This window comes from Nocardioides sp. F233 (assembly GCF_057813895.1).
Map to the genome: position 1 here is coordinate 182,688 of NZ_JBVASH010000005.1, position 15,089 is coordinate 197,776.

Genomic DNA, 15,089 nt, shown 5'->3' on the forward strand with positions numbered 1-15,089 from the left:
CCGTCGGGTGAGGGAGTCAGTCCAGCGAGAGCCCTGCGGCCGGTGTGATCCGGGACGCCTTGCGCGACGGGAGGACCGCGGCGACCAGACCGGCCAGGGCGGAGATCGTCACCACCGCCGCGAGCTGGCCCCAGGGCAGGACCAGGCTGGCGCCGTCGACCGCGGGCTGCACGATCGCTCGTACGCCGGTCCAGGCGAACAGCACGCCCAGCGCGGTGCCGATGAGCGTCGCCACGACGGACAGCAGGACCGCCTCGGCGGCGAGCATCCGGCGTACCTGGCGGCGGGTCAGGCCGAGCGCCCGCAGCAGCGCGTGCTCGCGGCCGCGCTCCAGCACGGACAGTCCGAGGGTGTTGCCGATGCCGACCAGGGCGATGAGGACGGCGATGGCGAGCAGGCCGACGACACCGCCGGTGAGCACGTCGAGCTGGGTGTCGACGTACGCCCGCCGGGCCAGGCCGTTCTCCACGCCCGCGTCGAGCGGCGAGGCCACCGCCTCGACCGAGCCGGCCAGGTCTTCCGGGTCGGCGTCCTCGGCGGCGCGCAGCCAGACCGCCTGGATGCCGGCGTCCGGGGCGAGCCGGTCGAGCGTCGTACGGCGGACCAGGGCGGCCTCGCCCCAGCCCTCACCACCGGCGACCCGGAGCTCGCGACTCCTGTCGCCGACGGTGACCCGGACGACGTCGCCGACCTCGATGCCGTCGCCGATCAGGTCCCACGGCACCAGCACCTGCCGCGGACCGGGCGTCGGGAGGTCGCCGTGCAGCACCTTCGCGGCTCCCGTGGTCGCGGCGGGCAGGAGGGGGAGCGGGGCGAGGTCGCCGATCCGGGCGACCGCACCGGGGACGGGTACGGCGGCCACGACCCCGTCGATCGCCCGCAGCCTGGCCTCCGCGTCGGCGGGCAGTGGAGCGGTGCCGGTGACGGCGAGGTCGATCGGGTGCTGCTGGTCCGTGTCGGCGGCGAGGGCACTGCGGGAGCTGGCCATGCCGGTGAGCACGGCGGTGGTCAGGGTGACGCCGACGAGCAGCGAGGCCGCGGTGGCGGCCGTCCGGCGGGGGTTGCGTACGGCGTTGCCGGCAGCGAGGCGTCCGGCCGGCCCGAGCAGCCGCTGCGTGAGCGGCCCGGCCGAGCGGATCAGGGCGGGCACCAGGACCGGTCCGAAGAGCAGCACGCCGGCGAAGACGAGGGTGCCGCCGACGGCGAGGGCGCCGACGTTGGCGGTGGCGATCGCCGCGGCCAGGCCGAGGGCACCGGTCGCGAGGGTGAGGGCGCCCAGTGCCAGCCGGATCCGGCCGGTGCGGGTGCGGACCCGGGTGCTGTCGTCGGGGCGCAGCGCGGCGAGCGGGCTGACCTGAACGGCCCGGCGGGTCGGCAGCCAGGCCGCCACGAGGGTGACCACGACGGCCACGGCAGCGGAACCGGCGAGCCAGGCCGCGGTCACGTGGGGCTCGCCGAGCCGGGTCTCCGGCCACTGCGCACGGACCAGTGCGACCAGGCCGTGCCCAGCCCCGAGCCCGGTCAGCACCCCGATGACGGCGGCGAGCACGCCGAGAGCGAGCGACTCGAGCCGGACCGAGCGCAGCACCTGGCGCCGGGTCGCGCCCACACAACGCAGCAGTGCGAAGTCGCGGCTGCGTTGCGCGAACAGGATCGTGAAGGTGTTGTTGATGACCAGGACCCCCACCACGAGGGCGATCGCGCCGAACAGCAGCACGACGACCTGCACGATGTCGACGCCGTTGTTGACCTGCTTCTGGAGGTCCTGGACGTAGCCGTCGACGGACTCCACCTCGGCGTCCGGCACGACGTCGTGGATCGTGGTGGTCGCGTCCGTCCCCGCCCAGGCGAGGCTGGTGACGAACAGCTGGTCCTGCCAACGGGCGAGGTCCGACCACAGCACGTAGACCGAGGCGTAGGCGTACGTCGACGGCGAGTCGACCAGGCCGACGACGGTGACGTCGAGGGCGTCGCCGCCGGTGCCGATCCGCAGCCGGTCGCCGACCGCGATCTTCTCGACCTTGGCGGTGTTGGTGTCGACGACCGCCTCGCCCGCGCCGCCCGGGAACCGGCCCTGCACGAGCTCCTGCCAGCGACGGCTCGGTCGGTCGGGCAGCTGGCCGATGTCGGTGTCGGTGTCGATCACCTTGCCGGCGACGGCCACCTGTTGCATCGTCCAGCCGATCAGCCACGCATCGGCGCCGTCCTGCTGGGAGGCGTCGAGGAGCCTGCCCGCGTCCGCGGCCGACGGGCTGTCGACGACGACGCTGGCGCCGTCGTACGGCTCACCGAGGCCCGCGGTCAGGCCCGCCCGCATCGACGAGGACAGGGCTGCGGTGACCACGATGAACGCGGAGCCGATGACCACGGCGAGGAGCGCGGCGCCGTACCGCCGGGTGTGGGTGCGCAGCGACGCCAGGATCACGGTGCGCATCAGGCCGCGACCTCACGGCGCTCGGTGATCCGGCCGTCGGCGAGGACGACGATCTCGTCGGCGTACTGCGCCGCCTCGATCTCGTGGGTGACCATCACGACGGTCTGGCCGAGCTCGCGGACGGACTGCCGCAGCAGCGAGAGCACCTCGGCCGAGCTGGTGCTGTCGAGGTTGCCGGTCGGCTCGTCCGCGAACACGATCGCCGGCCCCGCCAGCAGCGCCCGCGCGATCGCGACCCGCTGCTGCTGGCCGCCCGACAGCTCCGCCGGCCGGTGCCCGAGGCGTTCGGTGAGGCCGAGGGTCTCGACGATGGCGGCGAACCGCTGCTGCGCGTCGTTGCTGCGGACGCGGCCGGCGAGCTCGGTGGGCAGCCAGATGTTCTGCTCGGCGGTGAGCATCGGCAGCAGGTTGAACGCCTGGAACACGAAGCCCACGTGGTCGCGCCGGAACCGGGTCAGCGCGTCGTCGCCGAGGTTCTCCAGGGGCTGGCCGGCGACGGAGACGGTGCCGTCCGTCGGCTGGTCCAGGCCGGCCAGGCAGTGCATCAGCGTGGACTTGCCGGACCCGGACGGCCCCATGATGGCGGTGAAGCGGCCGGCGGGGAGGTCGAGGTCGACGCCGCGCAGGGCGTGGACGAGGGTGTCGCCGCGGCCGAAGGACTTGGTGAGGCCGCGAGCGCTGGCGGCGAGCAGGGAGGTCATGACACCGAGCCTCGCCGGGATCGGCGGGTGGATCGTCAGGCCACGGGTTGATCCGGGGTACGACGACGGGTGGACCTCAGGTGGACGTGAGGTGCGGTCTCGCCAGCGCCAGCAGGGCGGTGTGCGTGGACGAGTCCGCGGCCGCGACCAGCCCGCGACCGGTCTCCACGGCGTCGCCGTGCAGGTCGGTCACCACGCAGCCCGCAGCGCGGCACAGGGCGATCCCCGCGGCGAAGTGCACGCTGTCGACGACCTGCCCGTCGGTCACGTACGCCGCCCGCGCTCCGGTCGCGACCCACGCCAGGGCGAGCGTCGAGGACACCACCCGTGGCCCGAATGCCCGGCGGAAGGCGGGATCCGCGATCAGCTGCGCCCCGAGGAAGGGCCGGTCGGTCGGGCCGTCACAGTTCACGTCGACCAGTCCCGAGACGGGATCCGGGGCCGGCGGTGCGTCCGTCGACCAGGTCCGGTCGGCGATCGGGTCGACGACCACACCGACCGTGGTCCGGCCGTCGACCTGCAGGGCGACGTTCACCGCCACCAGCGGTGTGCCGGCGGCGAGGTTGAGCGTGCCGCACAGGGGGTCGACCAGCCACCGCCGGCGCGACGTCGCATCGCCGGTGCTGCCGCCCTCCTCGCCGATCCGCAGGTCGTCAGGACGCTCACGAGCCAGTACGGCGAGGATCGCGGCCTCGGCGTCGAGGTCGACGTCGGTCGCGAAGTCGGTGCCGGTCTTCGCGTGCCGGACCAGGCGGCCGCCGTACCTGCTCCGGACGACGGACGCACCCGCGGCGGCCGCTGCCCGGGCGACCTCGGCGTCGGAGGTCACGGCCGGACCAGCCCCGTCTCGTACGCCAGCACGACCAGCTGCACCCGGTCCCGCGAGCCGGTCTTGGCGAGCAACCGCCCGATGTGCGTCTTCACGGTGGCTTCCGAGACCACGAAGTCCGCGGCGATCTCGGCGTTGGACAGGCCGCGGCCGACGAGGACGAGGGTCTCGCGCTCGCGGTCGGTGAGGGCGTCGAGGCGGTCGTCGGGGGCCGGGGAAGCAGGGTCGGGCAGGGTGCCGGCGAAGTGGTCGAGGAGGCGGCGCGTCGTGCTGGGGGCGACGACGGAGTCGCCGGCGTGGACGGTGCGGATGGCGTCGAGGAGGGTGTCGGGGGTGGCGTCCTTGAGCAGGAAGGCCGCGGCACCGGCACGGATCGCGGCGAAGGCGTACTCGTCGAGGTCGAAGGTGGTCAGCACGATCACCTGGGGCGCCTCGGGCCACTCGGCGAGGCGGCGGGTGGCCTCGACGCCGTCGAGGCGCGGCATCCGCACGTCCATGAGGACGACGTCGCAGCGCGTCACCGAGAGCTGCTCCAGCGCCTGACCGCCGTCGCCGGCCTCGCCGACGACCGTCAGGTCGGGCTGGCTGTCGATGAGCATCCGGAAGCCCGCGCGGACCAGGTCCTGGTCGTCGACGAGGAACACCCGGATCTGCTCGCTCCCAAGGTCCGTCACAGGGGGATCCTCGCGCACACGCGGAAACCGCCGCCCGCCGACGGACCGGTCGTCAGGGAGCCGCCGTGGGCGTCGACCCGCTCGCGCATGCCGGCCAGGCCGAGTCCGCGCCCGTCGTCGTGCGCCGCCGCGCCGCGCCCGTCGTCGGTCACCTCGACCACCACGGCACCCGCCTCGACCCACACCCCGACCCGGGCTGCGGCGCCGGGGCCCGCGTGCTTGCGGACGTTGCTCAACGCCTCCTGCGCGATCCGGTACGTCGTCAGCGCGACCCCGTCCGACACGGACGGCAACGGGGCGAGCTGGGCGTCGACCACCGTCCCCGCCGCGCGCGCGTCGTCCAGCAGCGCCGGCAGGTCGGCGAGGCGCGGTTGGGGCACGGTCGTCGCCTCCTCCGCGCGCAACAGGCCGAGCATCCGGCGCAGCTCGGCGATCGCCTCCCGACCGGTGGCGGCGATGGTGGACAGGGCGGGACCGGTCACGCTCGGGTCGTGGGCGGCGGCGGCCCGGGCGCCGTCGGCCTGGACGACGATCGTGGTCAGCCCGTGCGCCACCACGTCGTGCATCTCGCGCGCGATCCGGTGCCGCTCCTCCATCGCGGCCAGCGCTGCCTGCTGGGCGGCCTCGCGCTCGAGCCGCTCGCCGCGCTCGACCAGCGCGTCGACGTACGCCTGGCGGGTGCGGCCGAGCGTGCCGAGCGTCCAGGCGACGACCACGAAGAGGCCGATCGTGACCGAGTAGGCCGCGATGTTCTCCGGGGTGAGCATGTTCGCGCCGAAGCCGCGCAACCAGTCGACGGCGGCGATCGCGGCGCCCAGCAGCCCGGTGCCGAGGGCCGCGGCCGCCCAGCGCGGGCCGGCATAGCGGGCGACGGAGTACAGCGCGATCGGGAACGCGAACTGGCTCCACAGCGGGTGGTCGGTCACCAGCGCCTGGACCGCGCTGCCCGCGGCGACGGCCGCGAACACCGGGACCGGCCGGCGCCGGCGTACGACGAGCGGGGTGATCTGGACGAGCATCAGCAGGCCGTCGGTGGCGTCGACGAAGAACAGGTACGGGAGCACCGGCAGCAGCAGGCACCCGGTCAGGCCGAGGTCGAACCACCGCTCGCCGCGCGGCCCGAGGCGCCAGGGTTGCCGATGCACCGGGCCACCGTAGACGGGCGCGGCCGCCCGGGCGTCAGACCACGGGTGGATCTGCCGCGGCTGACGTACCATCGAAGACGTCGGAAGGAGTTGCCATGGCCGAGCAGTCCCGGCTGGAGCGCTACAAGCACCTGCCGCCGCCGATCGAACCGGAGACGCTGCGCACCACGCAGGACGTCGACCCGCCGCCTCCGGACGATGACGACGCCTACCGCGAGCTGCTCTGGGTCGTGAACCGCTACGGCTGAGAGGCTCAGCCGGCGATCTTGTCGGCCAGCACCACCCAGGTGAAGAAGCCGATCCCGAGCAGCATCCCGACGTGCCCGAGGATCGACAGCGACGGTCCCTCGGCCCAGGTGTCGCCCGTGGTGTCGGCGGCGTGCTTGCCGGGCCGCGCGAACCACCGCGCCAGGATCAGGATCCCGAGCAGCACCTCGAGCCACCAGGCGACCAGCGCGAGCGCGCCGATGCCGCCGCTGGGCGAGGTGAGGTAGTAGATCCACACCGCCAGCGCGACCACCCCGATGAGCGTGTGGGCGTTGACCACGGCGAGGGGGACGACGGCGTGGCCGGACTGGGCGTGCTCCGAGGAGAGCCGCATCCTGGTCAGGAGCACGACGACCGCGGCCAGCGCGGTCAGCATCCAGACGGCGTTGTCGAGGCTCACCGCGGCATCGTTGCACACCCTGTGACCCGCGTCACATGACGCGCCCGCTGAGTAAGGTCAGCCCATGACCAAGTGGGAGTACCAGGTGGCGCCCGTCCTCAACCATGTCGCGGCGCAGATCCTCAACAACTTCGGCCAGGACGGCTGGGAGCTCGTGACCCTGATCCCGGGCCAGGGCGGCAACGACATCGCCTACTTCAAGCGCCCGGTCGAGGGCTGAGCCGTGACCGCGCACAGCACCCCGGACGAGCGCCTGGCCGAGCTCGGCCTGACCATCCCCGCTGTCGTTCCGCCGGTGGCGGCGTACGTCCCCGCGGTCCGCAGCGGCAACCACGTCTACACCGCCGGCCAGCTGCCGATGCGTGAGGGCGCACTGATGGCGACCGGCAAGGTCGGCGACACGGTGAGCGCGGAGGACGCCTACGCGTGCGCACGCCAGTGCGCGCTCAACGCGATCGCCGCGATCCGCTCCGTTGCTGGTGATCTCGCCAACGTGCGGATCGTCAAGGTCGTCGCGTTCGTCGCCTCGACGCCCGACTTCACCGGCCAGCCCGGTGTCGCCAACGGCGCCTCCGAGCTGTTCGGTGACGTCTTCGGCGACGCGGGCATCCACGCCCGGTCCGCGGTCGGCGTACCCGTGCTGCCGCTGGACTCGCCGGTGGAGGTCGAGGTCGTCGCCGAGATCATGGCGGCTCTGTGAGGATCCCCCTGCCGCCGATCCCGCTGCCGGCACACGTCGCGGACCTCGCGGCGGAGTACGGCGACGGGCGGCGCGAGGCTGCCGAGCCGAGGGATGCCGCGACCGTGGTGCTGCAGCGCCCGGACGCGCAGGGGCGCCCGGAGATCTACATCCTGCGCCGCCACACCACGATGGACTTCGCCGGGGGCATGTGCGTGTTCCCCGGCGGCGGTGTCGACCCGCGCGACTACGACCACTCCGTCGCCTGGGCAGGTCCGCAGCCGGCCGAGTGGGCGGCCCGGCTCGGTACGACCGAGGACGTCGCCCGCGCGCTCGTCTGTGCCGCGGTCCGCGAGACCTTCGAGGAGTCGGGCGTGCTGCTCGCCGGCACCTCCGCCGACTCCGTCGTCGCCGACACCACCGGTGACGACTGGGAGGCCGACCGGGTCATGCTGGAGTCGCGCGAGCTGTCGATGACCGACTTCCTGGACCGTCGCGGGCTGGTGCTGCGCACCGACCTGCTCGGCATCTGGAGCGGTTGGCTGACGCCGGTCTTCGAGCCGAAGCGCTACCGCACGTGGTTCTTCGTCGCCCACCTGCCCGAGGGGCAGGTCACCCGCGACGTCTCCTCCGAGTCCTCCGAGGTCGTCTGGCTCGCCGCCCACGACGCGGTCGCGCAGACCGAGGCCGGCGCGATGGCGATGCTGCCGCCGACGTACCTCACCTGCCTGGAAGTCGGCGCGATGGGCACGGTCGACGCCGTCATGGCCGCGACCCGGGACCGCACGGTCAGCATGTTCATGCCCGAGGTCGAGCCGCTCGGCGACGGGTTCACGCTGTCGATGCCCGACCAGCTGCGTCCCCTGCTGGCGGCGCGGAGGTCCTGACGTGGATCCGTGGACCGGAGGCGAGTACGGCGACCGCGGCCGCTGCGTGCTCGCCCCCAACGCCGGCATCATGACCCTCGACGGCACCAACACATGGGTGCTGCGCGAGCCCGGCTCCGGCCGCTCGATCGTGGTCGACCCGGGCCCGCTGCACGACGACCACCTCGATGCCGTGTCGGAGGTCGCCGGCCAGGTGGAGGCCGTCGTGGTCACGCACCACCACCTCGACCACACCGAGGCCGCGCGCTCGTTCGCCGAGCGGATGGGCTGCGGCGTCCGCGGCCTCGATCCCGCGCAGTGCTGGCGCTCCGACCCGTTGGCCGACGGTGAGGTGCTGTCGGTCGGCGGGCTCGACGTCGAGGTGCTCACCACCCCCGGCCACACCACCGACTCGGTCTCGCTGCTCGTCGAGGCCGACGGCGCGTTGCTGACCGGCGACATGGTGCTCGGCCGCGGCACGACCGTGATCGTCCACCCCGACGGCGACCTCGGCTCGTACTTCGACTCGATCGCCCGGATGCGCGCTCTCGTCGCCGAGGGCCGGGCGAGCTCGCTGTGGCCCGCCCACGGTCCGGTGCTCCCCGACGCCGCCGGCGTCCTCGACCACTACGTCGTGCACCGCCGCGAGCGCCTCGCCCAGGTCGAGTCCGCGCTGCAGCGCCTCGGGCTGTCGCCGGCCCGGTTGCCGGCCGACGTCGCCGAGGACCCCGCGCTGCCGCGGCAGGTCGTCGAGGTCGTGTACGCCGACGTCGACGAGTCGCTGTGGGGCGCCGCGGAGTCGTCGGTGCGAGCCCAGCTCGCCTACCTCGCGCGGCGCTGACCAAGTCGATCAATTGCGCGGTTGGCTCGTCTGTTGGTGCCGCTGACCCGGGCGAACCGATCAATTGCGCCAGTTGGGTGCGGGGTTTGCGTCGGCCGAACCTGCCGCCTGTGGATGACGCCTGCCGGAATGATCGCCGTTCATCATGCTCGAGTCCGTGACCGACGAACTCGACCTCAACCGTCCTTTCCTGACCAAACAGTTCGAAGCGGCAGGACGCCATCGACGCGAGCTCAGGACCAAGGAGTTCCGGCAGCTGACGAGGTGCGTATGGGTGCGGGAAGCGGCGTACGACAGCGACTCTCTCTACCGAGCGGCGCTGGCGTTGCACCCACCGTGGGCGTTCGTCAGCCGTCTGAGCGCGGTCGCTGTGTTGGGACTCCCGGTGCCAGACCACCCATTCGTCCACGTCACCGTCCGCAAGGAGTCCGAGCGTCGCTTCCGACCTCAGATCAAACCCCACGTCACGTGTCGAAAGCGGCGGATCATCGTGGTGCGTGGCATGCGGGTCAGCGATCCGTGTGAGACCTTCATCGATTGCGCCGGGACCTTGAGCTTCGTCGACCTGGTCGTGCTCGGGGACGCGCTCTGCCGGAAGTACAAGATCAAGGCCGCCGCCCTCCGCGAGGTGTGTGCCGGCACAGACGCCTACTACGCCGGCCTTGCGCGGGACGCCGCATCGTTCGTGCGGGACGGCGTGGACTCGCCGATGGAGACTCGTCTGAGGCTGCTGATCGTCCTGGCCGGACTACCGGAGCCCTCCGTCAATGTCATCCGGCGCTGGGAGGACGGAGCTTGGCGCCGGCGATATGACCTCTGCTACGAGCGCGTCAAGGTCGTCGTCGAGTACGAGGGCCGGCAGCACGCCGAAGACCCCCGGCAGTGGCAGTCAGATCTCGAGCGCCGCGAGGAGTTCGACGACGAGGGATATCGCGTCCTGGTCGTGACGGCAGATGGGATCTATCGGCGCCCGCTGCGGACGCTCGAGCGGGTACGCCGGCAGTTGGTCCTGCGTGGCTGGGGGGACGTTCCGCAGCTCAACGACCGCTGGCAGGTGCACTTCGCGGCGTGAGCCCCGGCTGCCGCCTCTCGGAGGCGAGACCCAACTGATCGATCGATCGGTTCGATCAGGTTCGAGGCCCCGAAAACCGATCAAGCTGCTCGATCGAGCAGCTTGATCAGGTGGTCGAGCAACGGGCTCAGCGCGCGCGGCGCGACATCCGCTCCATGTCGAGGATGACCACGGAGCGAGGCTCCAGGCGCAGCCAGCCGCGCGAGGCGAAGTCGGCGAGCGCCTTGTTGACCGTCTCGCGGGAGGCGCCGACCAACTGGGCGAGCTCCTCCTGGGTGAGGTCGTGGTGCACGTGGACGCCGTCGTCGGCGGTGCGGCCGAAGCGGTCGGCGAGGTCGAGCAGCGCCTTGGCGACGCGGCCGGGGACGTCGGAGAACACCAGGTCCGCGACGACGTCGTTGGCCTTGCGCAGCCGGGCGGCCAGCTGGGCGAGCAGCCCGCGGGCCACGGTCGGGCGACCCTCGAGCCAACGCAGCAGGTCCTCGTGGGACAGCGACGCGAACTCCGCGTCGGTCACGCAGGTGACGGTCGCCGAGCGCGGGCCCGGGTCGAAGAGCGACAGCTCGCCGAACATCTGGCCGGGGCCCATGATCGCGAGCAGGTTCTCGCGCCCGTCGGAGGAGGTGCGGCCGAGCTTCACCTTGCCCTCGAGCACGACGTACAGCTTGTCGCCGCTGTCGCCCTCGTGGAACAGAACCTCACCACGGCGCAGCCGGGTCGTGGCCAGCGACGTGCGCAGCCCTGCCATTGCCTCGTCGTCGAGGGCACTGAACAGTGGCGCCTGACGGAGTACGTCGTTGTCCACGCTTCCTCCAAAGAACGTAAAACCCGGTCGGCGGCATCCTAGCCAGTGCGGCATGTCACATCTAACCCGACGCGCAGGGCGGGACTGTCGTACCCACACCGTAGGGTGGCGTCCGTGCGGCCGATCGACACCACCGAGGAGACGTCGACCCAGCTCGTGAGGCGGGCGCGGAAGATCGACCGGGTGCTGGGGGAGACCTACCCCGACGCGAAGGCCGAGCTCGACTTCGACAACCCCTTCGAGTGCCTCGTGGTCACCGTGCTGTCGGCGCAGACCACCGACAAGCGGGTCAACGCGGTGCGCCCGACGCTGTTCGCGGCGTACCCCGACCCCGCGTCCATGGCCGCCGCCGACCGGGCCCACCTCGAGCAGATCGTCGGCCCGCTGGGCTTCTTCCGGGCCAAGACCGAGTCGCTGCTCAAGCTGAGCGCCGCCCTCGTGGAGAAGTACGACGGCCAGGTGCCCGCGAGGCTCGACGACCTCGTCACCCTCCCGGGCGTGGGCCGCAAGACCGCCAACGTGGTCCTCGGCAACGCCTTCGACGTCCCCGGCATCACCGTCGACACCCACTTCGGCCGGCTCGCCCGGCGCCTCGGCTTCACCGACGAGACCGACCCGGTGAAGGTCGAGCACGCCGTCGGCGCGCTGTTCCCCAAGCGGGACTGGACGATGCTGTCGCACCACCTGATCTGGCACGGCCGGCGCCGCTGCCACGCCAAGAAGCCCGCGTGCGGTGCCTGCCCCGTCGCTCGGTGGTGCCCGTCGTACGGCACCGGCCCGACGGACCCGGTCGAGGCCGAGAAGCTGGTCCGCACCGAGGGGCCCAACTGATGCGTCTGCGCGCCGCCGCGGTGGCCCTGCTCGCCGCCGGGGTCCTCCTCACCGGCTGCGACAGCGTCGCGCCGAGCTTCGCGTGCAAGGTCGACGTCGCCTCCAAGGACCTCGTCGGGGACCGGGAGGCGGCGGGCATCGCCAGCTGCCGGACGATCCCGGCGACGGGCACCGACACCGGGCTGCCGTCGGTCAACCTCGACTGCCTCGGCGAGAAGGGCAGCGTGCGGCTGAACGCGATCAAGGGGCCGGCGATCCTCAACTTCTGGGCGTCCAACTGCGGTCCGTGCCGCAAGGAGATGCCTGCCCTGCAGGACTTCTACGCCGCGCACGGCGACCAGGTCCAGGTGATCGGCGTCAACTACCTCGACACCTACCCCGGTGCGGCGATCGACCTCGCCCAGCAGAGCGGCGTCACCTACCCGTCGCTGGCCGACGCGTGCGGCGACCTGCAGAAGACCGACGCCGAGCTCGGCAAGGGCCTGCCGTTCTTCCTGTTCGTGTCCGCCGACGGCACCGTGTCCCGCCCCCACGTCGGCGGGGTCACCACGGCCGACGAGGTGGTCGCCCTGGTCCGCGAGCAGCTCGGCATCGACGTCACGAAGGGCGCGAAGTGAGCGACCTGCCCGCCGACCTTCCCGACTGGCTGCTGCCGGTCGCAGCCGGCGCGCGCGCCATCCAGGGCAGCGACCTGACCGCCTTCCTGCCGCCGAAGGACAAGCCCGTACGCCGCGGCGCCGTGCTCATGCTCTTCGGCGACCACGACGTGCTGCTCACCGAGCGGGCCCACGACATGCGCTCCCACCCGGGCCAGGTCTCCTTCCCGGGCGGCAGCATCGACCCCGGCGAGACCGTGGTCGAGGCCGCACTGCGCGAGGCCGACGAGGAGATCGGGGTCGACCCGGCCGGCGTGGAGGTCTTCGGCACGCTGCCCGAGCTGTGGCTGCCGCCGTCCAACTTCGCGGTCACCCCCGTCCTGGGCTGGTGGCGCGACCCGGCGCCGATCGAGGTCGCCTCCCCGGAGGAGGTGCACGCGATCCACCACGTCACGCTCGAGGAGCTGTTCGCCCCCGAGCACCGGATCCAGGTGCGCCACCCCGGCGGCTGGATGGGGCCCGGCTTCCTCATCGGCCCCGACAAGGACGTGATCCTGTGGGGCTTCACGGGCGGGATCCTGACCCGGTTCTTCGACTTCCTCGGGTGGCTCCCACCAGTGGCGGACCCGCCGGTGCATGATCTCCCGGACTACATGCTCGCCGAGCACGTCCGCCGGACGGCCGCCGCGGCAGCTGCCGACGAGGACGCGGGGGACGGCATGGACATCCTGGAGCCCAACGAGTGAGCCGCCGAGTGAGCCTCGCGTGAACGTCCTCGACTGGCTGCTCGTCGTCCTCGTCGCGGCGTACGCCCTGTCCGGCTACTGGCAGGGCTTCATCACCGGCGCCTTCGCGACGATCGGCCTGCTCTCGGGCGGTCTCGGCGGCATCCTGCTCGCGCCCTTCGTCCTCGGCAACTTCAAGCCGTCCCTGGCGGTCTCGCTCGGCGCGCTGTTCATCGTCATCCTGTGCGCCTCGCTGGGCCAGGCCGTGCTGCAGTACGCCGGCGCCCGGGTCCGCGAGCGGATCACCTGGCAGCCCGCGCGGGCGCTCGACGCCATCGGCGGCGCGCTGCTGAGCGGGCTCGCCGTCCTGCTCGTCGCGTGGGCGCTGGGCGTCGCGATCTCCGGCACCCGGATCGGCTCGGTCACCTCGATGGTGCGCAGCTCGGTCGTGCTCTCGAAGGTCAACGAGGTGCTGCCGGAGTCGGCGCCCAATGCGTTGCAGGCCTTCAACAACGTCGTCGGCACCGGCTTCTTCCCCCGCTACCTCGAGCCCTTCGCCCCCGAGCGGATCGTCGAGGTCGCGCCCGGCCCGACCGACCTGCCCGGCACCGAGCCGGTCAAGGCGACCCGGTCCAGCGTGGTCAAGATCCGCGGCGCCAACGACTGCGGTCGCGGCGTCGAGGGCACCGGCTTCGTCTTCGCCCCGGACCGCGTGATGACCAACGCCCACGTCGTGGCCGGCGTCGACGACCCCGAGGTCAGCATCGGTGGCGGCACCGAGCTGGCCCGGGTCGTGCTCTACGACCGCGAGCTCGACATCGCCGTCCTGGCGCTGGAGACCGACGACGCCCCGGTGCTGAAGTTCGACACCACCGTCGGCGCCGAGGACCCGGTCGCGATCGTCGGCTACCCGCAGGACGGGCCCTTCGACGTCCAGACCGGGCGGGTCCGCGCGATGCAGAACCTCCGCTCGCCCGACATCTACGGCAACGGCACCGTCGTCCGCGAGGTCTACTCGCTGCGCGGCCTGGTCCGCCCCGGCAACTCCGGCGGCCCGATCGTCACGCCGCAGGGCAAGATCGCCGGCGTCGTCTTCGCGGCCTCGGTGACCGACCCGGAGACCGGGTACGCCCTCACCGCCCAGCAGGTGCAGGCCAGCGCCCGTGCCGGCACCGCGCCCGGCACCGACGACGGCGAGGTCGACACCGGCGACTGCGCGTCCTAGCAATTGGCCGAGCGCGTCTCCGGCGACGCGAAAGCAAAGCAAGTTCCCGGAGGTCGCCTCCCGCCGCGCTGCCGGCATCCGCCCTGCGCCATCATGGGCGCCATGACCGACAGCTTCGTGCGCTACGAGTACGCCGCCGGCGTCGCCCGGATCACCCTCGCCGACGGTGACCGCGGCAACCCGATCCACCACGGCTCGGTCGCCCAGCTGCACGACGCCGTCCGCACCGCACAGCGCGACGGCGCGCGGGTCGTCGTGCTGGCGGCGGAGGGGCGGTTCTTCTCGGTCGGTGGCGACCTCGGCGCCTTCGCCGGTGCCGACGACGTGGCCGGCTTCATCGACGACCTCGCCGAGGCGCTGCACCGCGTCGTCAGCGAGCTGGTCCGCTCGGACGCGATCGTCGTCAGCGCCGTCCAGGGCACTGCGGCCGGCGCCGGCTTCCCGCTCGCCGCCGCGGCCGACGTCGTGATCGCCGCCGACAGCGCGAAGTTCAGCCTCGCCTACACGAAGGTCGGCCTCTCGCCCGACGGCGGCAGCTCGCTGCTCGTCCACACCCTCGGCCTGCACCGCGCCCTGCGCCTGGCCCTGCTCGGCGACCTGCTCACCGCCCAGGACGCGTACGACGCCGGCCTGGTCGCCCGCGTCGTACCCGCTGACGAGCTCGCCGCCACCGTCGACCAGGTGGTCGACGCCCTCGCCGCCGGCTCCGCCACCGCGAACGCCGCGGCCAAGCGGCTGCTGCGAGAGGTCGCCGCGCCGACGCCGGAGACCGCGCTGCGCAAGGAGACCCTGTCGATCCGCACCCTCGCCGAGAGCCGCGACGGGCGCGAGGGCGTGGCGGCCTTCGTGGAGAAGCGGGCGCCGAGGTTCAACGGCTGAGCCGGTCGCGCTGGAGGTACCGCGTCCTGCAGCCCGATCACCGTCGTACCTGACGATTGGGTTGCAGATCAGCACGTTGTGCAGCCCATTCGTCAGGTACGACGCGCTGACCCGGGCCAC

General features: G+C 72.7%; 18 protein-coding genes. 11 read left to right on the top strand and 7 right to left on the bottom strand.

All coding sequences use genetic code 11. The annotated features are described in order from the left end of the window. Positions 1-16 precede the first annotated feature (16 nt). The 5 genes from ACZYRU_RS19905 to ACZYRU_RS19925 all read right to left on the bottom strand — a co-directional run bounded on the left by ACZYRU_RS19905 (position 17) and on the right by ACZYRU_RS19925 (position 5,783). Positions 17-2,434, bottom strand: a complete 2,418-nt coding sequence (locus ACZYRU_RS19905; RefSeq protein WP_488958833.1) for an ABC transporter permease — start codon at positions 2,432-2,434, stop codon at positions 17-19. After that, complete coding sequence (locus ACZYRU_RS19910) at positions 2,434-3,135, bottom strand: ABC transporter ATP-binding protein (RefSeq protein WP_488958834.1); 702 nt, start codon at positions 3,133-3,135, stop codon at positions 2,434-2,436. Before ACZYRU_RS19910 ends, ACZYRU_RS19905 begins: the two co-directional genes overlap by 1 nt. Positions 3,136-3,211: 76 nt before the next feature. Further along, entirely contained in the window at positions 3,212-3,964 is a 753-nt protein-coding gene (locus ACZYRU_RS19915) for an inositol monophosphatase family protein (protein ID WP_488958835.1), read from the bottom strand. After that, a complete protein-coding gene (locus ACZYRU_RS19920; RefSeq protein WP_488958836.1) occupies positions 3,961-4,638 on the bottom strand; it encodes a response regulator in 678 nt (225 codons plus the stop codon). Before ACZYRU_RS19920 ends, ACZYRU_RS19915 begins: the two co-directional genes overlap by 4 nt. After that, positions 4,635-5,783 (bottom strand): sensor histidine kinase, encoded by a 1,149-nt coding sequence (locus tag ACZYRU_RS19925; RefSeq protein ID WP_488958837.1) that lies wholly within the window; start codon positions 5,781-5,783, stop codon positions 4,635-4,637. Before ACZYRU_RS19925 ends, ACZYRU_RS19920 begins: the two co-directional genes overlap by 4 nt. Before the next feature lie 95 nt (positions 5,784-5,878). Between ACZYRU_RS19925 and ACZYRU_RS19930 the strand changes: the two genes are divergently transcribed. Further along, positions 5,879-6,031 (top strand): hypothetical protein, encoded by a 153-nt coding sequence (locus tag ACZYRU_RS19930; RefSeq protein WP_488958838.1) that lies wholly within the window; start codon positions 5,879-5,881, stop codon positions 6,029-6,031. A 5-nt stretch (positions 6,032-6,036) separates the two neighbouring features. On the opposite strand, the gene ACZYRU_RS19935 is transcribed toward ACZYRU_RS19930, so the two are convergent. Next, entirely contained in the window at positions 6,037-6,450 is a 414-nt protein-coding gene (locus ACZYRU_RS19935; RefSeq protein ID WP_488958839.1) for a hypothetical protein, read from the bottom strand. A 64-nt stretch (positions 6,451-6,514) separates the two neighbouring features. Between ACZYRU_RS19935 and sp36 the strand changes: the two genes are divergently transcribed. The 5 genes from sp36 (at position 6,515) to ACZYRU_RS19960 (ending at position 9,908) form a co-directional block, all read left to right on the top strand. Beyond that, positions 6,515-6,670: a Sp36 family protein gene (sp36, locus tag ACZYRU_RS19940; RefSeq protein WP_179729038.1), complete on the top strand. Its 156-nt coding sequence runs from the start codon at positions 6,515-6,517 to the stop codon at positions 6,668-6,670. Positions 6,671-6,673: 3 nt separating this feature from the next. Continuing rightward, positions 6,674-7,150 (top strand): RidA family protein, encoded by a 477-nt coding sequence (locus ACZYRU_RS19945; RefSeq protein WP_488958840.1) that lies wholly within the window; start codon positions 6,674-6,676, stop codon positions 7,148-7,150. Further along, positions 7,147-8,016, top strand: coding sequence for an NUDIX hydrolase (locus tag ACZYRU_RS19950; protein ID WP_488958841.1), 870 nt, complete (start codon positions 7,147-7,149; stop codon positions 8,014-8,016). The genes ACZYRU_RS19945 and ACZYRU_RS19950 overlap by 4 nt, the downstream gene beginning before the upstream one ends. Position 8,017: 1 nt before the next feature. After that, positions 8,018-8,836 (top strand): MBL fold metallo-hydrolase, encoded by an 819-nt coding sequence (locus ACZYRU_RS19955; RefSeq protein WP_488958842.1) that lies wholly within the window; start codon positions 8,018-8,020, stop codon positions 8,834-8,836. Between the two features lie 157 nt (positions 8,837-8,993). Continuing rightward, positions 8,994-9,908: a DUF559 domain-containing protein gene (locus ACZYRU_RS19960; protein WP_488958843.1), complete on the top strand. Its 915-nt coding sequence runs from the start codon at positions 8,994-8,996 to the stop codon at positions 9,906-9,908. A 127-nt stretch (positions 9,909-10,035) separates the two neighbouring features. On the opposite strand, the gene ACZYRU_RS19965 is transcribed toward ACZYRU_RS19960, so the two are convergent. Then, positions 10,036-10,713, bottom strand: a complete 678-nt coding sequence (locus ACZYRU_RS19965; RefSeq protein WP_141800618.1) for a Crp/Fnr family transcriptional regulator — start codon at positions 10,711-10,713, stop codon at positions 10,036-10,038. Between the two features lie 114 nt (positions 10,714-10,827). Between ACZYRU_RS19965 and nth the strand changes: the two genes are divergently transcribed. The 5 genes from nth (at position 10,828) to ACZYRU_RS19990 (ending at position 14,969) form a co-directional block, all read left to right on the top strand. Continuing rightward, positions 10,828-11,544 (top strand): endonuclease III, encoded by a 717-nt coding sequence (gene nth / locus ACZYRU_RS19970; RefSeq protein WP_179729042.1) that lies wholly within the window; start codon positions 10,828-10,830, stop codon positions 11,542-11,544. Beyond that, positions 11,544-12,161, top strand: coding sequence for a TlpA family protein disulfide reductase (locus ACZYRU_RS19975; RefSeq protein ID WP_488958844.1), 618 nt, complete (start codon positions 11,544-11,546; stop codon positions 12,159-12,161). The genes nth and ACZYRU_RS19975 overlap by 1 nt, the downstream gene beginning before the upstream one ends. Then, positions 12,158-12,886 (top strand): NUDIX hydrolase, encoded by a 729-nt coding sequence (locus tag ACZYRU_RS19980; RefSeq protein ID WP_488958845.1) that lies wholly within the window; start codon positions 12,158-12,160, stop codon positions 12,884-12,886. Before ACZYRU_RS19975 ends, ACZYRU_RS19980 begins: the two co-directional genes overlap by 4 nt. Before the next feature lie 19 nt (positions 12,887-12,905). Further along, positions 12,906-14,090 (top strand): MarP family serine protease, encoded by a 1,185-nt coding sequence (locus ACZYRU_RS19985; RefSeq protein WP_488958846.1) that lies wholly within the window; start codon positions 12,906-12,908, stop codon positions 14,088-14,090. 102 nt (positions 14,091-14,192) lie between these two features. After that, entirely contained in the window at positions 14,193-14,969 is a 777-nt protein-coding gene (locus tag ACZYRU_RS19990; protein WP_488958847.1) for an enoyl-CoA hydratase/isomerase family protein, read from the top strand. Positions 14,970-15,089: the final 120 nt, after the last annotated feature.